The organism is Streptomyces sp. NPDC043870, from assembly GCF_056435785.1.
In genome coordinates this window covers 47,420-67,256 of the sequence record NZ_JBWKDT010000034.1, presented here as the reverse complement: position 1 = coordinate 67,256, position 19,837 = coordinate 47,420, and the positions used below count along the sequence as shown (strand labels likewise).

At 70.0% G+C, this 19,837-nt stretch carries 22 protein-coding genes; 12 read left to right on the top strand and 10 right to left on the bottom strand.

Annotated elements, in window-relative coordinates:
- The first annotated feature begins 172 nt into the window (after nucleotides 1-172).
- Nucleotides 173-547, top strand: coding sequence for an STAS domain-containing protein (locus AC0699_RS30750; protein WP_478666963.1), 375 nt, complete (start codon nucleotides 173-175; stop codon nucleotides 545-547).
- Nucleotides 548-585: 38 nt separating this feature from the next.
- Nucleotides 586-1,107, top strand: coding sequence for an EF-hand domain-containing protein (locus tag AC0699_RS30745; protein ID WP_478666959.1), 522 nt, complete (start codon nucleotides 586-588; stop codon nucleotides 1,105-1,107).
- A 127-nt stretch (nucleotides 1,108-1,234) separates the two neighbouring features.
- On the opposite strand, the gene AC0699_RS30740 is transcribed toward AC0699_RS30745, so the two are convergent.
- A complete protein-coding gene (locus AC0699_RS30740; RefSeq protein ID WP_478666955.1) occupies nucleotides 1,235-1,657 on the bottom strand; it encodes a TOBE domain-containing protein in 423 nt (140 codons plus the stop codon).
- 10 nt (nucleotides 1,658-1,667) lie between these two features.
- On the bottom strand, nucleotides 1,668-3,188 hold the full coding sequence (locus AC0699_RS30735) for a class I adenylate-forming enzyme family protein (RefSeq protein ID WP_478666951.1): 1,521 nt from the start codon (nucleotides 3,186-3,188) through the stop codon (nucleotides 1,668-1,670).
- A 141-nt stretch (nucleotides 3,189-3,329) separates the two neighbouring features.
- Between AC0699_RS30735 and AC0699_RS30730 the strand changes: the two genes are divergently transcribed.
- From AC0699_RS30730 to AC0699_RS30715, 4 genes are all read left to right on the top strand, one after another.
- Nucleotides 3,330-4,523, top strand: coding sequence for an amidohydrolase family protein (locus tag AC0699_RS30730; RefSeq protein WP_478666948.1), 1,194 nt, complete (start codon nucleotides 3,330-3,332; stop codon nucleotides 4,521-4,523).
- Complete coding sequence (locus AC0699_RS30725) at nucleotides 4,523-5,656, top strand: acyl-CoA dehydrogenase family protein (RefSeq protein ID WP_478666945.1); 1,134 nt, start codon at nucleotides 4,523-4,525, stop codon at nucleotides 5,654-5,656. Before AC0699_RS30730 ends, AC0699_RS30725 begins: the two co-directional genes overlap by 1 nt.
- 6 nt (nucleotides 5,657-5,662) lie before the next feature.
- On the top strand, nucleotides 5,663-6,583 hold the full coding sequence (locus tag AC0699_RS30720; RefSeq protein WP_478666941.1) for an acyl-CoA dehydrogenase family protein: 921 nt from the start codon (nucleotides 5,663-5,665) through the stop codon (nucleotides 6,581-6,583).
- A gap of 386 nt (nucleotides 6,584-6,969) precedes the next feature.
- The gene (locus AC0699_RS30715; RefSeq protein WP_453660774.1) at nucleotides 6,970-7,455 is read left to right on the top strand and encodes an ATP-binding protein; all 486 of its coding nucleotides are present in this window, start codon (nucleotides 6,970-6,972) and stop codon (nucleotides 7,453-7,455) included.
- A 180-nt stretch (nucleotides 7,456-7,635) separates the two neighbouring features.
- On the opposite strand, the gene AC0699_RS30710 is transcribed toward AC0699_RS30715, so the two are convergent.
- Nucleotides 7,636-8,571: a cyclase family protein gene (locus AC0699_RS30710; protein ID WP_478666936.1), complete on the bottom strand. Its 936-nt coding sequence runs from the start codon at nucleotides 8,569-8,571 to the stop codon at nucleotides 7,636-7,638.
- Nucleotides 8,572-8,670: 99 nt separating this feature from the next.
- Between AC0699_RS30710 and AC0699_RS30705 the strand changes: the two genes are divergently transcribed.
- The 4 genes from AC0699_RS30705 to AC0699_RS30690 all read left to right on the top strand — a co-directional run bounded on the left by AC0699_RS30705 (nucleotide 8,671) and on the right by AC0699_RS30690 (nucleotide 12,201).
- A complete protein-coding gene (locus AC0699_RS30705) occupies nucleotides 8,671-9,585 on the top strand; it encodes an SDR family NAD(P)-dependent oxidoreductase (RefSeq protein ID WP_478666931.1) in 915 nt (304 codons plus the stop codon).
- A 65-nt stretch (nucleotides 9,586-9,650) separates the two neighbouring features.
- Nucleotides 9,651-10,826, top strand: coding sequence for an acyl-CoA dehydrogenase family protein (locus AC0699_RS30700; RefSeq protein ID WP_478666927.1), 1,176 nt, complete (start codon nucleotides 9,651-9,653; stop codon nucleotides 10,824-10,826).
- Nucleotides 10,823-11,872, top strand: a complete 1,050-nt coding sequence (locus AC0699_RS30695; RefSeq protein ID WP_478666924.1) for a Zn-dependent alcohol dehydrogenase — start codon at nucleotides 10,823-10,825, stop codon at nucleotides 11,870-11,872. The genes AC0699_RS30700 and AC0699_RS30695 overlap by 4 nt, the downstream gene beginning before the upstream one ends.
- 197 nt (nucleotides 11,873-12,069) lie before the next feature.
- Nucleotides 12,070-12,201, top strand: coding sequence for a hypothetical protein (locus AC0699_RS30690; protein WP_478666920.1), 132 nt, complete (start codon nucleotides 12,070-12,072; stop codon nucleotides 12,199-12,201).
- Nucleotides 12,202-12,401: 200 nt separating this feature from the next.
- Here the strand turns inward: AC0699_RS30690 and AC0699_RS30685 are convergent, their stop codons facing one another.
- The 4 genes from AC0699_RS30685 to AC0699_RS30670 form a co-directional block, all read right to left on the bottom strand.
- On the bottom strand, nucleotides 12,402-12,764 hold the full coding sequence (locus AC0699_RS30685) for a hypothetical protein (RefSeq protein WP_478666917.1): 363 nt from the start codon (nucleotides 12,762-12,764) through the stop codon (nucleotides 12,402-12,404).
- A 22-nt stretch (nucleotides 12,765-12,786) separates the two neighbouring features.
- Nucleotides 12,787-13,149, bottom strand: a complete 363-nt coding sequence (locus AC0699_RS30680) for a hypothetical protein (RefSeq protein ID WP_478666913.1) — start codon at nucleotides 13,147-13,149, stop codon at nucleotides 12,787-12,789.
- 39 nt (nucleotides 13,150-13,188) lie between these two features.
- A complete protein-coding gene (locus tag AC0699_RS30675; RefSeq protein WP_478666911.1) occupies nucleotides 13,189-13,563 on the bottom strand; it encodes a hypothetical protein in 375 nt (124 codons plus the stop codon).
- 64 nt (nucleotides 13,564-13,627) lie between these two features.
- Nucleotides 13,628-13,987: a hypothetical protein gene (locus AC0699_RS30670; protein ID WP_478666909.1), complete on the bottom strand. Its 360-nt coding sequence runs from the start codon at nucleotides 13,985-13,987 to the stop codon at nucleotides 13,628-13,630.
- A 350-nt stretch (nucleotides 13,988-14,337) separates the two neighbouring features.
- Between AC0699_RS30670 and AC0699_RS30665 the strand changes: the two genes are divergently transcribed.
- Nucleotides 14,338-15,480, top strand: a complete 1,143-nt coding sequence (locus AC0699_RS30665; RefSeq protein WP_478666904.1) for a WD40 repeat domain-containing protein — start codon at nucleotides 14,338-14,340, stop codon at nucleotides 15,478-15,480.
- An 87-nt stretch (nucleotides 15,481-15,567) separates the two neighbouring features.
- On the opposite strand, the gene ectB is transcribed toward AC0699_RS30665, so the two are convergent.
- From ectB to AC0699_RS30650, 3 genes are all read right to left on the bottom strand, one after another.
- Nucleotides 15,568-16,854, bottom strand: coding sequence for a diaminobutyrate--2-oxoglutarate transaminase (gene ectB / locus AC0699_RS30660; RefSeq protein WP_478666901.1), 1,287 nt, complete (start codon nucleotides 16,852-16,854; stop codon nucleotides 15,568-15,570).
- 94 nt (nucleotides 16,855-16,948) lie between these two features.
- Nucleotides 16,949-17,950, bottom strand: a complete 1,002-nt coding sequence (locus tag AC0699_RS30655) for a LuxR C-terminal-related transcriptional regulator (protein WP_478666898.1) — start codon at nucleotides 17,948-17,950, stop codon at nucleotides 16,949-16,951.
- A gap of 376 nt (nucleotides 17,951-18,326) precedes the next feature.
- Nucleotides 18,327-18,593 carry a hypothetical protein gene (locus AC0699_RS30650; RefSeq protein WP_478666895.1) on the bottom strand — a complete coding sequence of 89 codons (267 nt, stop codon included), beginning with the start codon at nucleotides 18,591-18,593 and terminating at the stop codon, nucleotides 18,327-18,329.
- 159 nt (nucleotides 18,594-18,752) lie between these two features.
- Here AC0699_RS30650 and AC0699_RS30645 point away from each other — a divergent pair, with 159 nt between their 5' ends.
- Complete coding sequence (locus tag AC0699_RS30645; RefSeq protein WP_478666892.1) at nucleotides 18,753-19,688, top strand: helix-turn-helix transcriptional regulator; 936 nt, start codon at nucleotides 18,753-18,755, stop codon at nucleotides 19,686-19,688.
- Nucleotides 19,689-19,837: the final 149 nt, after the last annotated feature.

The window sequence follows — 19,837 nt, the reverse complement described above, 5'->3', positions numbered from 1 at the left end:
CGTCGCTCTGTCGAATGTAGTGCGCGACGCCGGAAACGCACGCCCCATTGTGGCAAGTACGTGCCAGGGGAGCGGCGGGCTGATAGGGGGTTTCATCCGGATGGAGCGGGGCAGCAGCGGCGGAAGGAACTGCGACTTCCGGTTCGGGACCGGTGTGACGAGAGGGCCTCGCGTGATGCTCAAGGTGGACCAGGCCGAGCTGGGCGCATGGACCGTGCTGCACATACACGGCGAACTGGACCTCGTGAGCTCTCCCGTGGTGCGTCGGCGTGTCCATGACGCCGTGGCGATCGGCCGCCGCGATCTGGTGCTGGACCTCTCGGAGGTGCTCTTCTGCGACTCCAGCGGCGTGGGGGTCCTGATCGCGTCCCGGCGGCTGCTGCGCTCCTGCCGGGGCCGGCTGCGGCTGATACTCCCGGCCCGGGGTGCGGTCGACGGCTCGCATGTGAACCGGGTGCTGGCGGCCCTGGGGGTGCGCCGGCTGTTCGACGTGTACGAGGACGTGGCCGCCGCCACCGGGGACGAGGCGCGGCCGCTCTCCGCGTAACCTGCGCGCGAACCGCTCTGACGTCGTACGCTCCCCGCATGGACAGCGCAGAATACGAGCGCAAGATCGCCCACAGGTTCGCTGAGTTCGATCAGGACGGCAACGGCTACATCGACCGTGCGGACTTCAGCAAGGCGGCTGCAGCGCTCCTCACCGAGTTCGGTACGACCGCACGCTCCGACAAGGGGCAGGCCCTCTATTCGGGCGCGGAAGCCTTCTGGCAGGGCATGGCGGGCATCGCCGACGTGGACGGCGACCAGCGGGTCACTCGCCAGGAGTTCGTCACCGGCGCGGTGAAGCGGCTGCGCGACAACCCCCACCGCTTCGCCGAGATCGCCCGGCCCTTCCTCCACGCGGTGGTCGCCATCGCCGACGAGGACGGTGCCGGGGTGACCCGGGACAGCACCGAGCGGGTGCTCCGGGTCCTCGGCGTCGAGCCGGACCGGTGCACGGCGGTCGCTGCCGCGCTGGACGCGGACGGCGACGGCAGGATCAGCGAGGAGCAGATCCTGGCGGCGTTCGCCGCGTACTACGTGACCGGGGAGCCCGACACTCCGTGACGTCCGTGGGTGCCGGACGCCGGGGAGACCTGACGTCCGGCACTCCATGACGTCCGTCGGCGGCGGAGCGATGCGAAGAACCGCGATGCGAAGCCCCGCGCAGGACTGTGGAGTCAGGCTGTGTCGGTCAGGCGGTGGAGAGCGAGATCTCCGTCGCCTTGATGAGCGCGACCACCGAACTGCCGTCGGCCAGCCTCAGCTCGTCGGCCGCCTCCTTGGTGATCGCGGCGGTCACGGTCGAGCCGCCGTCGACCGCGATCTGTACGGTCGCCATGGCGGCGCCCGGGGTCACCGAGGTCACCGTGCCGGGCAGCTGGTTGCGGATGCTCAGGCCCTCCACGCGAGCCGTCGCGAGAGCCACCTCGCTGGCCTTCACCAGCGCGCTCACCTTGCCGCCCGGGTAGATGCCCAGGTCGGCGACGGCGTCGGCGGTCACGGCCGCGGTGACCTCCTGGCCGCCGTCGAGGCGGATCTTGACGGTGGCCATCGCCGGTCCGGTGGCGACCGCGATCACGGTGCCGGGCAGTTGGTTGCGGATGCTGAGGCTCATGTCGCGCCGTTCATGTCGTGGATGTCGCGTCCGCCCCAGTGAACCGCTCCCGCAGCTTGTACTTGAGCACCTTCCGCAGTGTGTCGTTGCGGGGCAGCGCGTCCACGACCTCCAGCTGCTCGGGCAGCTTGTGCACGGACAGGCCCGCGTCGCGCAGATACGCCGTGACCTCGTCCAGGGTGAGCGGCGCCGCGCCCCCGGGCTGCTCGACCACCGCGCACACCCGCTCCCCGCGCTCCGCGTCCGGCAGGCCGATCACCGCCACGTCGCCGACCCCCGGGTGCTCGTGGAGCAGGTCCTCGATCTCCTTGGCCGAGATGTTCTCGCCCTTGCGGATGATGATGTCCTTGAGGCGGCCGGTCAGGACGAGATGGCCGGATTCCGTGAGATGTCCCAGATCCCCGGTGATCAGGAAGCCGTCGGCGTCGAAGACGGCCGCGGTCTGGTCCGGGTCCAGATAGCCCCGGCAGACCGCCTCGCCCCGCAGCCGCACCTCGCCGTCGACGATCCGTATCTCCATGCCCTCGGGGGGCCGCCCCTCCGTGGTGGCGAGGTTCTCCGGGGTGTCGTCCGGCGCGCCCATGGTGATCATCGGCACCTCGGTCATGCCGTAGCCGTGGGTGAGCTGCACGCCCATCTCCCGTACGACCGCGTGATACAGCTCGGGCGGCTTCGCGGCGCCGCCGCCCGCCAGCAGCCGCAGGGTGGGGACGACCGGTTCCCCGGGCTGTTTGCGCTGTTCGGCCAGGAACATCGAGTAGAAGGCGGTCGACCCGCCGGCCGTGGTGACGCCGTGCTTGCGGTAGGTGTCCAGCGCCTCGGGCAGTGCGAACTTCTCGAAGAGGACGGCGGGAAAGCCGTACAGCAGCAGCATCACCAGATAGTCCGCCCCGCCGATGTGGGCGAAGGGGAAGGCGATCGAGCCGACGTCGTCGGGCGTCAGGTGCAGCGCGTGGGCCAGGCAGGAGCCGCCCGCGATCAGGGAACGGTCCGTGTGCAGCACGCCCTTGGGGTCGGAGGTGGTGCCGGACGTCCAGTAGATCCAGCGCACCGAGGTGCCGTCGGCGGGCGGCGGGGGCAGTACGGCAGGGTCGCCCTCGGGCAGGTCGTCGTACGCCTCGAAGACGCCGCGCGCCCCGATCCGGTGCGCCATCTCCGTATGGCCGAAGCCGCGCCACTCGCCCGGCACCGCGAAGAACTCCGCCCCGGACGTGCGCAGGGCGAAGCCGGTCTCACGGTCCCGGTAGAAGGGGATCACGGGGGACTGCACGGCGCCGATCCGGGCGAGTGCCCCGGCCAGCAGGACCGTCTCGATGCGGGTGGGCAGCTGCCAGGCCACGACGGTGCCGGGCCGTACGCCGAGCCCGTACAGCCCGGCGGCGACGCGCTCGCAGCGCGTCCGCAGCCCGCCGAAGGTGAGGCTCCGGTCGTCCTGGAGCAGGACGGTGCCGTCCGGGGTGAGCGCGGCGCGGCGGTCGATCAGCTCCCAGAGCGTGCGGGAGGCGCCCAGAGCGTGTGCGGTCTCGTTCATGTCCCCTCCGGCACCGGCTTGAACTGACGGACAGTCAGATCGTGCGGAGAGCGTAAGGCCCGTCGCCTTGTCGGTCCAGGGGTGCGGGGCTAGCCTGCTATCTGACGACCCGTCAGAACAGCCGGACAACGGAGGGGCCCGATGGAACGGGAACTGCCTCGGATCATCAGCGTCGACGACCATGTGATCGAGCCCGCGCATCTCTTCGAGACATGGCTGCCGGCGAAGTACCGGGACCGCGGGCCGCAGCCGCTCACCGCCGGGATCGGCGAGCTGGCGTACGTCGGCGGCAAGTACCAGATCACGATGGACCCGGACGGGCCGCCGACCGACTGGTGGATCTACGAGGACCTGAAGTTCCCGTACAAGCGCAATATCGCCGCCGTCGGCTTCGACCGCGACGACATGACGCTGGAGGGGATCACCCGGGCCGAGATGCGGCGCGGCTGCTGGGACCCGGTCGAGCGGCTCAAGGACATGGACGTCAACCATGTCGAGGCCTCCCTCTGCTTCCCCACCTTCCCCCGCTTCTGCGGCCAGACCTTCGCCGAGGCCAAGGACAAGGAGGTCGCGCTGGCGTGCGTGCGCGCGTACAACGACTGGATGGTGGAGGAGTGGTGCGGCGACAGCGGCGGCCGGCTGATCCCGCTCTGCCTCATCCCGCTCTGGGACATCGACCTGGCGGTCGCGGAGATCCGGCGGAACGCGGCGCGGGGGGTCAGGGCCGTGACCTTCTCCGAGATCCCGACGTATCTGGGGCTGCCGTCGATCCACTCCGGCTACTGGGACCCGTTCTTCGCGGTCTGCCAGGAGACCGGGACGGTCGTCAACATGCACATCGGGTCGTCCTCGCAGATGCCCGCCGCCTCGCCCGACGCGCCGCCCGCCGTCCAGGCGTCGCTGTCCTTCAACAACGCCATGGCGTCGATGATGGACTTCCTCTTCTCCGGGGTGCTGGTGAAGTTCCCGGCGCTCAAGCTCGCGTACAGCGAGGGGCAGATGGGCTGGATCCCGTACGCGCTCGAACGCGCCGACGACGTGTGGGAGGAACACCGGGCGTGGGGCGGAGTGCGCGATCTCATCCCGGAGCCGCCGTCCACGTACTACTACCGGCAGATCTTCTGCTGCTTCTTCCGCGACAAGCACGGGATCGCCTCGCTCGATGTGGTCGGGCGGGACAACGCCACGTTCGAGACGGACTATCCGCACGTCGACTCGACCTTCCCGCACACGAAGGAGGTCGCGCTCGACCATGTGAAGGGGCTCGACGACGAGACGATCCACAAGCTGATGCGCGGCAACGCGATCCGGATGCTGGGCCTGGACCTCGACTGATGGACCTCGCCTGCACGGAGGAGGAAGAGGACTTCCGGGCGCGGCTGCGGGACTGGCTCGCGGTCGTGCTGCCCAAGCTGCCGCCGAAGCCCCCGCCGGACGACTGGCCGGGGCGGCGGGCGTACGACGCGGGCTGGCAGCGGGCGCTGTACGACGCGGGCTACGGCGAACTGCACTGGGACGCCTCCCCCAACCAGCGGCTGATCTTCCTGGAGGAGACGGAGAAGGCCGGAGCGCCGTACGTGGGCGCGAACTTCGTGGGGCTGCTGCACGCGGGGCCGACGATCGCCGCGGAGGGGAGCGAGGAGCAGCGGGCCCGCTGGCTGCCGCCGATCCTGCGCGGCGACGAGATCTGGTGCCAGGGGTTCAGTGAGCCGGACGCGGGGTCGGACCTGGCGTCGCTGCGGACCCGGGCGGTGCGCGACGGCGACGCCTATGTGGTGACGGGGTCGAAGATCTGGACCTCGCACGCGGAGGTGGCGGACTGGTGCGAACTGCTCGTCCGGACGGATCCGGACGCGCCGAAGCACCGCGGGATCTCATGGCTGGCGATGCCCATGGACGCGCCGGGCATCACCGTACGGCCGCTGCGGACACTCGCCGGGTCCACGGAGTTCGCGGAGGTCTTCCTGGACGAGGTGCGGGTGCCGGTGGCCAACCGGGTGGGGGAGGAGAACGACGGCTGGCGCGTCACCATGGTCACGTTGTCGTTCGAGCGGGGCACCGCCTTCGTCGGTGAGGTCGTCGCGTGCCGCCGCACCCTCGGCGAGCTGGCGCGCACGGCGCGCGAGAACGGCCGCTGGGACGACGCCGTGCTGCGACGCCGGCTGGGCAGGCTGAACGCGGAGTTCGGCGCGTTGTGGCGGCTGACCCAGTGGAACGTCAGTGAGGCCACGCGGACCGGCGGGGTGCCGGGGACCGGCGGCTCCGTCTTCAAGCTCCGCTACTCGCACGCCCGGCAAGAGCTGTACGACGCGGCCGCCGAGGTCCTGGGCCCCGATGCGCTGGACCTGTCCCGGGACTGGACCCTGGACCGTCTCTCCTCGCTGTCGTACACGATCGCCGCCGGCACCTCCCAGATCCAGCAGAACATCGTCGCCGAGCGGATCCTCGGCCTGCCCAAGGAACGGTGACCGGCCGTGCACTTCCAACTGACCGACGACCAGCGCGCCTTGCGGGCAGGCGTACGGGAGCTGCTGGAGGCCCGCTTCGGCCGCGAGGCCCTGCGCGCCGCCGTGGACCGTCCCGTACCGGACCGTCCCGTACCGGACCGTCCCGTACCGGACCGTCCCGTACCGGACCGTCCCGTACTGGACCGGGCGCTGTGGCGGGAGCTCGGGGACGCCGGCTTCTTCGCGCTGCGGCTGCCCGAGGCGGAGGGCGGCGTCGGGCTCGGACTCCCCGACGCGGTGCTGGCCTTCGAGGAGGCAGGGCGGGTGCTGCTGCCCGGCCCGCTGGTGGCCACGCATCTCGCGGCGGGCACGGTGCCGGGGGCGGCGACCGGGGAGGCCGTGGTGGCCATGGCGGACGGCGCGCTCGTGGCGTGGCTGGAGGAGGCCGACACGGTCGTCGGGGACACGGAAGGCGCCGTTCCCGTACGGTCCGTCGATCCGCTCACGCCGCTGCACCGGGTGCCGGCGGCGGCACGACAGCATCCGGAGGCCGCCCTCCTGACCGCCGCCGAGCAGCTGGGCTCCGCCGCCCGCACCACCGAGCTGGCCGTGCGATACGCGAAGGAGCGCGAGCAGTTCGGGCGGCCCGTCGGCGGCTTCCAGGCGGTCAAGCACCTCTGCGCCCAGATGCTGGTACGCACCGAGCTCGCCCGTACCGCCGTCTACGCGGCCGCCGTGACCGCCGACCCCGTCGAGATCGCGGGCGCCAAGCTCCTCGCCGACGAGGCGGCCGTACGAGGCGCCCGTGACTGCCTCCAGGTGCACGGCGGCATGGGCTTCACCTGGGAGGCCGATGTGCATCTGCACCTCAAGCGGGCCTGGGTGCGCGCCGGGCTGTGGCAGACGGCAGCCGAGTCCGAGGAGCTGCTGGCGGCCGCACTCCGATGAGTCACCGTGCGTCGATATCGGGTTGTGTCCTTCGAGGGGGTCGTCACGGCCCGGAGTCGGGGCTGCCCTCGGGTACGCTCCGTCGGGTGCGAGATGCGTGCTGTCCCGGGGACCGCGATAGGTGCGGCTCCGCCGTGTGGTCCCCGAACCTCCGGCCCGACACCAGGGTGGCCGCCGGAGAAGAATGCGCCGCTCGCACAGGGTGTTCGACTCCCCGCAGCGTGCGTCGCACAGTATGCACCACGCATACTCCTTCGCGCTGGAATATGCCCGAAGCGCTTGTTGCGGTGACTGTACGTCAACCATGCTGTCTCGCAAGGAAATCACGTTCCGTGATGGCTGTGAGGCGCGAGGCGATGTGTCCGCCGGTTCGGATGGTGTGAGCGGTGCAGGTGCTTCAGGTTCAGTTGGAGGTCGGGCCGGATCCCGCGGAGGTGGGACGGGCCCGCAGGTGGGCCCGTTCGCGGCTCGCGGGGTCCGGGATAGGGGACGACGAGCCGCTGGCCGAGACGCTGGTGCTGCTCATCTCCGAACTGGTCACCAATGCTGTGGTCCACACGGGCTGCCCGGCGGTGCTGCGGATGCTGTTCGGGTCGGGTGCGGCGGAGGCGGGCACGGTCCGGGTGGAGGTCGCCGACACCAGCGCCCGTCCGCCGCGGCCGCGCCACGCGGAGGGCGACGACACCAACGGCCGCGGACTCGAGCTCGTCGACGGGCTCGCCGACCGCTGGGGCTGGCAGCCCGAAGGGGCCGGCAAGAGCATCTGGTGCGAGGTGGACCGGTCCGCGTCGCGGGGGACCGCCTGCCCGGTGGGCGTACCGCCGCTCCTGGTGGGTGAGCCGTCGTGCGCGGTCACGACGCGCACGGCCTGACGCGCTCCCGCCGGACACGCACCGCCTGACGCGCTGCGAAGAGGTCACCGGGTGGCGGGCCGCACCGTGCCGTGCCCCGGGGCGCGCACGAGAGCCCCGCCACCCCGCTGCCCGGAGAAGCGCCGCTCAGAGAAGCGCAACTGACCGGAGAAGCGCGACCGCCCGGAGAAGCGCCGCTGCTCAGAGAAGCGCGACGGGAGCGACCGGCGTTCCCGTACCGCCCACGAACGGCTCGGGCGTCGCGGAGAGCAGGAAGGCGTACCGCTCCTCCTCCGCGCAGGCTGCGGACAACTCCTCCAGATTCCAGTTCTGCCCCTGCAGCATGCCCATCTCCACCAGATCCAGCGCATGTACCGGCAGCCACAGGTTCTCGGTCTCCGGCGGGAAGATCTCGAAGGTCAGGGTGTCGTTCGCGACGGCGGCGACATCGCGGGCGTGGAACCACTCGGGCGTGCGGACGGACAGCCCAGGCGACGGATAGCCGTACCCGTGCTTGTCCCCGCTCAGATACACCTGCATCTGACCCGTCCGTACGAGCACGACGTCGCCGGCGCGCACCCGTACAGCCCCGAACTCCTCGGCCTCCGCCAGGTCCTCGGGTGTGACGGCGTGGCCGCCGGGCAGCCGGTCCATGCCCTTGGCGCGCGCCACATCGAGCAGCACGCCGCGCGAGACGAGCGTGCGGACCTTGTCGATGCCGCTGAAGCGGGCCCCTTCGTGGGCGGTGATGGTGTCGGCGGAGCGCCCGTTGTAGATCTTCCCCGAGTGCGAGACATGGGTCAGCGCGTCCCAGTGGGTGGCCGCCTGCAGCCCCATCGTCACGGCGTCGTCGCTGGTGGCGACGGTGCCGGGGCCGAACAGCTCCTGGTTGATCTGGACCATGGTGTGCAGCGGGTTCACCCGGCCCGGGATCATCCCGGTCTGCACCCCGTCCTGCTGGAGGGGCAGCGCGAGCGGGATGCGGCGGCCGGTCCGTACTTCCGTGGCGGCCTGCCGCACCACCTCGTCCGTGATCAGGTTCAGCGTCCCGATCTCGTCGTCGGCGCCCCAACGTCCCCAGTTGTTGACGCGTTTTGCGATGTCGTGGAACTCCGGCGGCAGGGTCGGCAGTGACATCGGTCCTCCTGAGGTCCCGGGGTCCTGGGTCTTGTGCTCGGGTGTCTGACGGCCCATAAAATCTAACGGTCCGTCAGAAACCGCGGGAAGGGGCCGGACGTGGGGAACTTCTTGGCAGGCAAGGTCGTCGCCGTCACCGGCGCCGGGCGCGGCATCGGCCGCGCCGTCGCCCTCGCCTGCGCCGCCGAGGGAGCGAAGGTCGTCGTCAACGACTACGGCGTCTCGATCGAGGGCGGCGAGCCCGCGTCGGAGGTCGCCGAGGCCGTGGTCAAGGAGATCCAGGCGGCGGGAGGAGAAGCCGTCGCCGTCGCGGACGACATCTCGACGATGGCGGGCGGCCAGCGGATCGTCGATACGGCGCTGGCGCGGTACGGGCGTATCGACGGAGCCGTGTGCGTCGCGGGCATCCTGCGCGAACGCATGCTGTTCAACATGTCGGAGGCGGAGTGGGACCCGGTCGTCGCCACCCACTTGAAGGGCACCTTCACCGTCTTCCGCGCGGCGTCGGCGGTCATGCGCAAGCAGGGCGGCGGGACGCTGATCGGCTTCACCAGCGGCAACCACCAGGGATCGGTCGCGCAGGCCAACTACTCGGCGGCGAAGGGCGGAATCATCTCGCTCGTGCGCAGCGCGGCTCTCGGGCTGCACAAGTACGGGGTGACGGCGAACGCGGTCGCGCCCGTCGCCCGTACGCGCATGTCCGCGAACGTCCCCATGGAGCTCAAGGAGATCGGCGAGCCGGAGGACGTGGCGGCGCTCGTCGTCTATCTCCTCTCCGAGCGGGCACGCGCCGAGAAGATCACCGGGCAGGTCTACACGATCGCCGGACCCAAGATCGCGGTGTGGGCGCAGCCGCGCGAGTTGCGTGCCGGGTACGCGGAGGGGGCGTGGACGCCGGAGAAGATCGCGGACTTCCTGCCGGGGACGGTGGGGACGGACCCGATGCCGATGCTGGCACAGCTGGAGGAGATGGCGAGGGCGGCGGCGTCCAGGGAGCGGCCAAACACGGCCTAGGCGTGCGGCGTGGCCCACGAGGGGCGGGGTGGGGGAAGTCCCGCCCCCCACAACAGGAGGCGTACATGGACTTCGAGTTCGGACCGGAGGACCAGGCCTTCCGGCGGGACGCCCGCGCCTGGCTGGAGGCCCACCTCGTCGGTGAGTTCGCGGCCACCGCAGGCCGCGGCGGCCCCGGCAGCGAGCACGAGCGGGCCGCCACCCGCCTCGCCTGGGAGCAGGAACTCGGGCGGGACGGCTGGATCGGGCTCGGCTGGGACGCGGACCACGGCAACCGGCGGGCCACCCTCACCCAGCAGGTCGTATGGGCCGAGGAGTACGCCCGCGCCCGCGCCCCCGGCCGGGTCGGGCACATCGGGGAGAACCTGCTCGCGCCCACCCTGATCGCCTACGGCAGCAAGGAGCAGCAGGCCCGCTTCCTGCCTGGCATCGCGCGCGGCGAGGAGCTGTGGTGCCAGGGCTACAGCGAGCCCGGCGCCGGCTCGGACCTCGCGTCGCTCCGTACCGTTGCCGTGCGGGACGGCGACGGATACCGGGTGACCGGCCAGAAGATCTGGACCTCGCTCGCCCGGGAGGCCCACTGGTGCTTCGTGCTCGCCCGCACCGAGCCCGGCTCCGCCCGCCACCACGGGCTGTCGTTCCTGCTCGTGCCGATGGACCAGCCCGGCCGCGTCGACGTACGGCCCATCCGGCAGATGTCGGGGACCAGCGAGTTCAACGAGGTCTTCCTCGACGGGGCCGAGGCCGTCGAAGTGGTCGGCGGCGAGGGCAACGGCTGGCAGGTCGCGATGGGCCTGCTCGCGCTGGAACGGGGCGTCTCCACGCTCGTCCAGCAGATCGGTTTCGAGGAGGAGCTGGCCCGGATCGTACGGCTCGCGGTCGACAGCGGCGCCGTCACCGACCGGGTGCTCCGCGACCGCCTCGTACGCCAGTGGGCCGAACTGCGCACCATGAGGTGGAACGCCCTGCGCACACTGGGCGGTCCGGACGACCCCGGCGCGCCGAGCGTCGCCAAACTGCTGTGGGGCAGCTGGCACCAGCGGCTCGGCGAGCTGGCCATGGCCGTACGGGGCGCGGCCGCCGCGTCCGGGCCGGGCGCGTGGTCGCCCGCGTACGAACTCGACGCGCTGCAGCGGCTGTTCCTCTTCACCCGCGCCGACACGATCTACGGCGGATCCGACGAGATCCAGCGGAACATCATCGCCGAGCGTGTGCTCGGCCTACCCAGGGAGCTGCGGTGAGAGGTGTCGTCTTCGACGGAGAACGGGTCGAGGTGGTCGACGACCTGGAGATACGGGACCCGGGCGCGGGCGAGGTGCTGGTCGCCGTCGCCGCCGCCGGGCTGTGCCACAGCGATCTGTCGGTGATCGACGGGACGATCCCGTTCCCCGCGCCGGTGGTTCTCGGGCACGAGGGCGCGGGTGTCGTCGAGGCGGTCGGCCCGGGCGTCACCCATGTCGCGCCCGGCGACCACGTGTCGCTGTCGACGCTCGCCAACTGCGGGGCGTGTGCCGAGTGCGACCGGGGCCGGCCGACGATGTGCCGCAAGGCGATCGGCAGGCCGGGGCAGCCGTTCTGGCGGGCCGGGAAGCAACTGTTCCAGTTCGCGTCCAACTCGGCGTTCGCGGAACGGACGCTGGTCAAGGCCGTCCAGGCGGTGAAGATCCCCGACAGCATCCCGCTCACGTCCGCCGCGCTGATCGGCTGCGGCGTCCTCACCGGCGTCGGGGCCGTACTCAACCGGGCGAAGGTCGCACTGGGCGACACCGTCGTCGTCATCGGGGCCGGCGGCATCGGCCTCAACGTGCTGCAGGGCGCCCGGATCGCGGGCGCGCTCACGATCGTCGCGGTCGACGCGAACCCGGCGAAGGAGGAGGCGGCACGGCTCTTCGGCGCGACGCACTTCCTCACGTCGGTGGACGGGGTACGGGAGATCCTCCCCGACGGCGCCGCGCACGTCTTCGAGTGCGTCGGCCATGCGGGGCTGGTCCGGCAGGCGATCGACCTGCTCGACCGGCACGGGCAGGCCGTCCTGCTCGGCATGCCCGCCCCGACGGCTGAGGCGACGTTCCTCCCGGCGGCGATGTTCCTCGACAAGTCGATCCTGGGCTGCCGCTACGGCTCCTCGCGCCCGCAGCGCGACATCGCCCTCTACGCGCGGCTGTACCGGGAGGGACGGCTGCTGCTCGACGAGCTGGTGACCGAGGTGTACCCGGTGGAGGACTTCGCGAAGGCGGCCGATGACGCCCACCAGGGCCGGGTCGCCCGCGGGGTGCTCACGTTCTGACGGAGTGCGGCGCGGCGGGCTCGGAGAGACTGGTGGTGTAGCGCGGCCGGGGACGACCGTGAGCCGTTTTCCAGGTTCGGACATAGGGAATTCCCCATGGAAGGCACGGCACTGGACGCGCTGCTCGAGGCAGTGCGCGGCCCGTTCCTCGTACCGCAGGACGAGGGCTACGACGAGGCCGCACGCTCTACAACGCGATGGTGGACAAACGTCCCGCCGCGATCGTGCAGGCCGCGGACGTCGCCGACGTCCAGGCGACCGTGCGGTTCGCCCGGGACGACGGCATCGCGTTGGGACGGCATGCCGACCGAGCTGTCGACCGTACGTGAACTTCATCGGCCAGGGCGAGGGCCAGGAGCGGGTCCGGGCCGCGTACCGGGACCACTACGACCGGCTGGCGAAGATCAAGGCTCGTACGACCCGGACAACTTCTTCCGCGCGACGCAGGACATCCTGCCGGCGGCGTGGCCGGCGTGAGCACCACTGCAGGGGGCCTCGGACGAGAGCCCCCTGCAGCGGCTGCCGGTCTCTACTCGTTGAACCACTGCGAGTAGACGGTGGCGCCTCCGCCGTTCCACCACAGCTGCATCTGGTATTCCCCGTTGCTGGGGACGTCGTAGCCCTTCTTGTCGCAGCTGGCGTCGCCGCCGTCGTCCACGGTCAGAAGGGTTTCGGCGTTCTTGCGGTAGAGCTGGCCCGTCACGCCCTGGCCGTCGGCCTTGGTGTCGCAGACCTGGAACATGTCACCGTCGTCGATGTAGGTCATCTTGCCGCGACCGTCGGGGTGGGTGATGACGATGTTCTGGTCCGCCAGCGCGGGGGTGGCCGCGAGCGTGACGGCCGCCACGGCGCCGGCGCCGGCCAGGGCGATGCGCTTGAGTGTCCTACTCATCAGGAGTGATCCTCGACCCTTCTTATTCGTCGAACTTCTGCGAATAGACGGTGGGGCCACCGCCCTGCCAGGAGAACTGCATCTGGTACCAGTCGAGCAGGCCGGGCGAGCTGCCGATGTTGTAGCCGGCCTTGTCACAGCCGGCGTCGCCGCCGTCGTCGATGCTGAGTACACGGGTGGTGTCGTTCACGACGACGCCCTCGACGCCGTGTCCGTCGGCCTTGGTGTCGCAGACCTGGAACATGTCGCCGTCATCGATGTACTTCATGTACCCGTGACTGTTGCTGATGGTGATGTCCCCCGCGTGGGCCGCGGTGGCGGTTCCCGCGAGAAGGGCGGCAGCGGCGGCGCCGCCGACGGCCATGCGCTTCATTGCGATTCGCATTGTGCTCCTATTCTCCGTGAGTGAGAGGGGTGACCGGGATTAATCCAGGCCTTCCTTGAAGTGGTAGGAGTAGGTCCAGTCCCCGCCGCCATTCCAGACAAGGGCCATCTTGTAGACCTCGCCGGCCCCGTTGCCGACGTTGTATCCCTTCTTGTCGCAGCCGGCGTCGCCGCCGTCGTCGACGGTGAGGACGGCTCTGTCCTCAGCGCCTATGGAGATCAGCTGGCCCTTCATTCCGTAGCCGTCGGCCTTGGTGTCGCACACCTGGAACATGTCACCGTCGTCGATGTACTTCATGTTTCCGTGACTGTTGCTGATGGTGATGTCGCCGGCAACGGCGGCCGCCGTGGAGAACGTGACGGCTGCGGCGACGGCGGAGCCGACCACCGCGGCACGCATAAGCTTCCTGCGCATTACAGATCTCGCATCCATGTCAGGCGTTCATCGAAATTCGGAGAGTGAAACCGTGCCGTGCGGGCTACTCGTTGAAGTAGCCGCTGTAGATCGTGCCGCCGCCACCGTCCCAGGAGAGGCCCATGCGAACGGAGTCCATGCTGCCGACGTTGTAGCCCTTCTTGTCGCAGCCCGCGTCACCACCGTCGTCGACGGTGAGCAGGGTCGAGTTCATGCTTTCGACGACGCCGATCATTCCGTGTCCGTCGGCCTTGGTGTCGCAGACCTGGAACATGTCACCGTCGTCGAAGTAGGTCATCTTCCCCTTGCCGTTGGGGTAGGTGAGATACCTGTCGGTGTCGGCGAGGGCGGGAGTTGCGGACAGAGCCAGCACGGCGGTCATGGTGGCGCCGGCCACCGCGATGCGCCGGAAATTCTTTGCCATTGATTCCTCGCATTCACTCGGGTCGACCCGACCATAGGACAGGCCCTGAGGCCGGTAAACTGACTTGAGGTTGTCCTGAGGTTCTCGGAAAATCACGCAGTGTGACCCGATTGCCGTTCTCCCGGGGCCTCGTTGCACCCCAGAGATTCGCAGAATCATCCGTAAGGGATGGAGTCGGGCGGCCGGCGTCACTGTTCGTGACGGAGTTTGGCAGCATGCTGACAGCCCCCGGTGCACGCTGGCAGCCTCATGCCAACTCGGCTCCATTTACTGGGCTCCGACCCCGTTCTAGGGTCGACAGATCCCGAAATAGAAATCGCGTATTGCGTGATAGGCAGCGAAGGCATTTCATGGAACACACGGATGGTTTCCCCGATGAGGTCTCCACGTCCGGTGGCCGTCGTCGCAGGCGTGTGCTCACGACTCTCGCGGTGGCCACGGTCCTCGTCGCGGCCGGCGTCGGCGTCGCCATCAGCAAGGACGGCGGGCCGGAGGCCCGGGAAGTCTCGGCCCACCCCGACCAGTCGCCCCCCCAGGACCTGATCGCCGCCAAGAAGGTCGCCATGTCCGCCTACTTCACCGTGCAGAAGCTGCAGGGAGCCGACGGGAACGGTGTGGTCAGGTACGACTGGAACCTGCTGGACACCGAGAGCGGCGAGTACCGGAGGACGGACTGGTCGTGGCTTGACGTCGCTCCCGGCATGAAGACCGCCGCGGTGCTGCCGCGGGAGCTGCCGGCGAAGCGGATCGGCATCATGGACCTGTCCACGGGTGACGTACAGCGCTGGATCAAGGTCCCGACGGGAGTCGGCGGCGTCCAGTTCTCGCCCGACGGGAAGAAGCTCCTCGCGACGTCCTACTCCCTCAACCCGGACGGCTTGTTCAAGGAGTCGTCGTACTACCTCAACAACAAGAAGGTGCCGGGGCCGAAGAGGAGCCGCTCGGGCTTCTACGTCATCGATGTCTCCTCCGGGAAGGCCGAGTTCACCGCGAAGCCGCAGAAGGACGATCCCCAGGCGTCCGTACTGGCCGGCGGGCGCGCCGACTTCCGCTGGGGCGGCGACGGCCGCACCGTGTGGGAGCCCGCGATGACGAAGACCGGGAAGGCCCGCTACCGTCTCGACGGCACACCCGCCCCCGCTCCGCAGCAGGAGCAGAAGGGCCTCCCCGCCTCCGGGCTGTCCCCGGACGGAAAGCTGGCGATGGGCACCTTCGTCGGCGACGACAAGAAGGTCGTCTCCGAGGTGCTCGACGCGAAGACGGGGAAGCGTGCGGCGGTCGTCCCCGGTCAGCAGCTGCTGGGGTGGGCGGACAACACGACTCTCGTCGCCTGGATGTGTGAGCCCGAGAACTGCAGCCCGGGCAAGGGGGAGTTCCGCAACCGGCTGGTGATGGTGAACCTCAAGGATCAGAAGGTCACCCCCCTGACGGGGTTCCGGGAGGCGTCTCTCACCTACCGGGGCCGGTGGAACCCGCTCTTCACCGAGCGCTGAGCACGCGGGCGGACGCCCGTGGCACCAAGGCCCGGCCTCATCGCTCCGATGAGGCCGGGCCTTGGTGGCGGCACGGTGTTGGAGAGGTCAGGACGTCTCGCGGACGGCCCTGCTGAGAATGCGCAGGCCCTCGTCGAGCTCGTCGGGGGTGATGGTGAGCGCCGGCAGCAGCTTCACGACCTCGCTCTCCGGGCCGGAGGTCTCGATCAGCAGACCGAGTTCGAAGGCACGGCGGGCGACGCGGTCCGCGCGGCCCTTGTCGTGGAACTCCAGACCCCAGACCAGGCCCCGGCCGCGCAGATCGGCGACTTCCTGCGCGTGCTCGACGGCGTTCGCCCGCAGCGCCCACTCCACCTGCTCGCCCCGGGCCAGGGTCTGCTTCTCCAGCTCACCGTCGGTCCAGTAGGCGTCGAGCGCGGCCGCCGCGGTGACGAACGCCGGGTTGTTGCCGCGGAAGGTGCCGTTGTGCTCCCCCGGCTCCCAGATGTCCAGCTCCGGCTTGAACAGGCACAGAGCCATGGGCAGTCCGTATCCGCTGATGGACTTCGACACCGTGACGATGTCCGGCACGATGCCCGCCTCCTCGAAGGAGAAGAACGCGCCGGTGCGGCCGCAACCCATCTGGATGTCGTCGACGATCAGCAGCATGTCCCGGCGCTTGCAGACGTCGGAGAGCCGGCGCAGCCACTCGGCGCGCGCCACGTTGATGCCGCCCTCGCCCTGGACCGTCTCGGCGATCACCGCGGCGGGCTTGTTCAGGCCGGAGCCCTTGTCGGCCAGCATGCGCTCGAACCACGAGAAGTCCGGTTCGCCGCCGCCCAGATAGCCGTCGAACGGTATCGGGGTGGTGTGCACCAGCGGAACGCCCGCGCCCGCCCGCTTGAAGGCGTTGCCGGTCACGGCGAGCGAGCCGAGCGACATGCCGTGGAAGGCGTTGGTGAACGAGACGATCGACTCGCGCCCCTTGACCTTGCGGGCCAGCTTCAGCGCGGCTTCGACCGCGTTGGTGCCGGTCGGTCCGGTGAACATGACCTTGTAGGGAAGACCGCGCGGGCGCAGCAGCACATCGCGGAACGTTTCCAGGAAGGTCCGCTTGGCGGCGGTCGACATGTCCAGGCCGTGGGTGACCCCGTCCTGCTGCAGATAGTCGAGCAGGGCCCGTTTGAGGACGGGATTGTTGTGGCCGTAGTTGAGTGAGCCGGCGCCGGCGAAGAAGTCCAGGTACTCGCGACCTCCCTCGTCGTACATGCGGCTGCCCAGGGCCCGGGTGAAGACGGTGGGCCAGCTGCGGCAGTATCCGCGGACCTCCGACTCCAGGGTCTCGAAGACGCTGAGGTCGGGGTGGGTGCCGAGGTCGGGCTGGGTGATGGTCATGGCTTGCTCCAGGTGTCACTGATGCGTACGTGCCCCCGTGATCGCGGGTGCCGCTGTGAAGTGTGTGGTCCTGATGCCGTGAGGCCGGCGGCCGCTACATCCAGCCGCGGGCCGCGGCACGGCAGCCGGCCTGGAATCGGCTCTTGGCGTCGAGACGCGTCATGAGCTGGGCCGTGATCCGGCGTACGGTGCGCACGGAGACGCCCATGCGGCGAGAAGCGGTTTCGTCGGTGGCACCGTCGGAGAGTTGCCGCAGGAGCTCGCGCTCCACCGCGGTCAGGCCGTGCTCGTCGACATCGGGGACGCATCCGAGGCCCTCGCTTCCGAGCCAGTAGCGGTCGAAGAGCGTGTCGAGGCTCGCCACCGTTCCCTGGTGGCTGATCACCACGGCGCCCGCGTCGGGATCCTTGGGGACGTGCGGCAGCACGGCGGTGGTGCCATCGAAGATCATCAACTGGACCGGGAGGGTGGGCGCGGTCCGCGTCCGGGCCCCGGCGCCGACCAGCCGGGACGCCTCCGCGTACTGCGCCGGCCGGTTGCCGATGCTGCCGAGGTGGATCTGGCGCACGCGCACTCCGCGCCGGAGCGCCGCTTTCGCCTGGTCCTCGAGAAGTCCGTCGAACATTCCGCCCGGTTCCGGGGTGATGACGGAGATGCCGACCCGGGAGCTCTGGACGAGATCCCGGATGCGTACCGTCGCGGCCGCCGGTTCCAGGAACTCCATGGCCAAGTTGGGGCTGCGTCCGGTGAGGGATTCGTGAACCGAGATGAGCGCCGCGACATTGACCTCCAGCTGCTCGAACTCCGCCTGAGCCGCCAGGATGTGTTCGCGTCGGCGGGCGAGTGCCGCGGTGAGTCCGACGCGGGGATTGACCGGACAGATCTGGCGGTCTTCGGGGCGCCCCGATGTGGAGGCGACGAAACGTACGAGTGAGGCTTCGGCCAACGCGAGGACCGCCGTGTCGATGCGGTCGCCGGGGAGTTCGAGGCGCAGGACGAGTTCGGCGCGAGTCGAGGTGTTCAGATCGAGAAGTGCGTGGTAGACGCGGGTCGCCTCCTGGTCGATGCCCAGGGCGGCCAGTTGCAGAGCCGTCATCGCTGCCAGCCCGGGTCTTCGGAGATCCCCGTCGTGCTCTGCCAGCCCGGATCGGGCTGCGGCGGCAGAACACCACCGGCGGCGACGGAGCGGGAGGCGGACTCCGGAGTGCCGGTGTCACCGGGAGAGGCAACCGCAAAAGCCAATATCGCGGCGGCGAAAACCGAGAAAGCAGCAACAAAAGAGCGCACCTGTACTCCTCCGGGCATGGATGACCACAGAAACTGTGGCAAAGGGAATTGCGTATCGCGGGGTTTCGCCGAGGCGATCCGTCCGGCGACACATTCCATGATTCACGTCCGGAGCGTCGGTGTCCTGCTTCCGCGCTGGCACAAACCGCAGCTGACACATCTGTGCCGCGTTCGTCCGTCCCGGGTCAGAGCTCGGGCTGCCACCCGTCGGGCTCGGCCGCGCTCTGCGCGGCCGCCGTGAGGAGGGCCAGCAGACCGTCGCGGGCCTGCGCCTCCTGCCGCGCACGGCACAGGACCACGCCGAGGAGGCCGGCGCGGGAGACATGCACGCGGCGATGCTCGGCCCACGGCGCTTCGTCGAGGCTCCGCTCCAGCGCATTGGTGATCAGTCGGGCCTCGACGGGATCCACGGGCGCATCGGTTCCGTTGAGGCGGAAGGGGATGAAGCGCATGCGTCCACCCTTGGGGACCCGTCGCCTCGTTCGGTACCCGGATTCTGGACAGGATGTTGCCTGGCACCTACCTGTCATGTTGATCTTTCCCCAGTGAAGGGGGAACGACAGGTGTTTACAGCCCTGGGGCTTACGACAGATGCGAATAATTTGTATCGAATGATGCTCGCCCATCCCGACCACGGGGTGGCGGAGCTCGCCGAGGGACTTGATTGGAATGAGCACAGAGTCAGGGCCGCCATTGACCAGTTGGCCGACTTCTCGCTTCTCCAGGACCCGGAGCCGGGCGGTGGGCGGCTCCGGGTCATCAGCCCGCAGCTCGCGCTGGACTCGCTCTACGCACGTCAGCAGGCCGAGGTCGCGCGCCGGCAGGAGGAGCTGACCGCGAGCCGGGTGGCTGCGTCGCAGATGATCGCCGAGTACACCGCGAGCAGCAGCGAGTCGGAGAAGTACGCGGTGGAACGACTGGTGGGCCTGGAAGCGGTCCGGCGGCGCATCGGGGAGCTGGCGGCCTCCGCCCGCCATGAGACCTGCGGCTTCTCCCCGGGCGGCCCGCAGACCCCGGAGAACCGCGCGGCCAGCCGCCCGTTGGCCGAGGCGCTGGCCGAGCGGGGCATCACCGACAGGACGATCTTCCTGGAGAGTCTGCGCAACGACCCGGAGAGCGTCGAGCACGTCCGGTGGCTGATCTCCCTGCGCAACGAGGTCCGTGTCGTGCCGGTGCTGCCGATGCGGATGTACATCGTCGACGGGGAGGTCGCGATGGTACCTCTCGACCCGCACGACAGCTCCCGGGGAGCGGCGGTCATCCGCGAGCCGGGCGCCGTCGCCGCCTTCCTGGCCCTCTTCGAGGCGGTATGGGCCACGGCCGCTCCTTTCGGTGAGACGCCGCGCCGCGACCTCGATGACCCCGGCTCGCTTCCCCGCGAGCTGCTGCGTCTCCTCGCGCAGGGCTACACCGACGAGGCGGCCGCGCGGAAGATGGGGGTCTCCCTGCGTACCGAGCGCCGGCTCATCTCCGACCTCATGGAGCAGCTCGACGCGCGTAGCCGGTTCCAGCTCGGCCAGAAGGCCATGGAACGCGGCCTGCTCTAGAAGTCCACGCCGGGGGGGGGGGGGGGGGGGGGGGGGGGGAGGGGGGGGGGGGGGGGGGGGGAGGGGGGGGGAGGAGAGGGGGGGAGGAAGGGGGGGGGGGGGGGGTTGCCGCCCCCTTTCCCGCCCTCTACGGTAACACACAACGCCCC

What these genes read in the sequence shown, in the direction of transcription:
- AC0699_RS30680 (WP_478666913.1), bottom strand. Translation starts at nt 13,149, where the DNA reads ATGCGAATCGCAATGAAGCGCATGGCCGTCGGCGGCGCCGCCGCTGCC.
- AC0699_RS30730 (WP_478666948.1), top strand. Translation starts at nt 3,330, where the DNA reads ATGGAACGGGAACTGCCTCGGATCATCAGCGTCGACGACCATGTGATC.
- AC0699_RS30645 (WP_478666892.1), top strand. Translation starts at nt 18,753, where the DNA reads ATGATGCTCGCCCATCCCGACCACGGGGTGGCGGAGCTCGCCGAGGGA.
- AC0699_RS30685 (WP_478666917.1), bottom strand. Translation starts at nt 12,764, where the DNA reads ATGAGTAGGACACTCAAGCGCATCGCCCTGGCCGGCGCCGGCGCCGTG.
- AC0699_RS30745 (WP_478666959.1), top strand. Translation starts at nt 586, where the DNA reads ATGGACAGCGCAGAATACGAGCGCAAGATCGCCCACAGGTTCGCTGAG.
- AC0699_RS30655 (WP_478666898.1), bottom strand. Translation starts at nt 17,950, where the DNA reads ATGACGGCTCTGCAACTGGCCGCCCTGGGCATCGACCAGGAGGCGACC.
- AC0699_RS30710 (WP_478666936.1), bottom strand. Translation starts at nt 8,571, where the DNA reads ATGTCACTGCCGACCCTGCCGCCGGAGTTCCACGACATCGCAAAACGC.
- AC0699_RS30665 (WP_478666904.1), top strand. Translation starts at nt 14,338, where the DNA reads ATGGAACACACGGATGGTTTCCCCGATGAGGTCTCCACGTCCGGTGGC.
- AC0699_RS30700 (WP_478666927.1), top strand. Translation starts at nt 9,651, where the DNA reads ATGGACTTCGAGTTCGGACCGGAGGACCAGGCCTTCCGGCGGGACGCC.
- AC0699_RS30690 (WP_478666920.1), top strand. Translation starts at nt 12,070, where the DNA reads ATGGTGGACAAACGTCCCGCCGCGATCGTGCAGGCCGCGGACGTCGCC.
- AC0699_RS30675 (WP_478666911.1), bottom strand. Translation starts at nt 13,563, where the DNA reads ATGCGCAGGAAGCTTATGCGTGCCGCGGTGGTCGGCTCCGCCGTCGCC.
- AC0699_RS30740 (WP_478666955.1), bottom strand. Translation starts at nt 1,657, where the DNA reads ATGAGCCTCAGCATCCGCAACCAACTGCCCGGCACCGTGATCGCGGTC.
- AC0699_RS30670 (WP_478666909.1), bottom strand. Translation starts at nt 13,987, where the DNA reads ATGGCAAAGAATTTCCGGCGCATCGCGGTGGCCGGCGCCACCATGACC.
- AC0699_RS30725 (WP_478666945.1), top strand. Translation starts at nt 4,523, where the DNA reads ATGGACCTCGCCTGCACGGAGGAGGAAGAGGACTTCCGGGCGCGGCTG.
- ectB (WP_478666901.1), bottom strand. Translation starts at nt 16,854, where the DNA reads ATGACCATCACCCAGCCCGACCTCGGCACCCACCCCGACCTCAGCGTC.
- AC0699_RS30650 (WP_478666895.1), bottom strand. Translation starts at nt 18,593, where the DNA reads ATGCGCTTCATCCCCTTCCGCCTCAACGGAACCGATGCGCCCGTGGAT.
- AC0699_RS30735 (WP_478666951.1), bottom strand. Translation starts at nt 3,188, where the DNA reads ATGAACGAGACCGCACACGCTCTGGGCGCCTCCCGCACGCTCTGGGAG.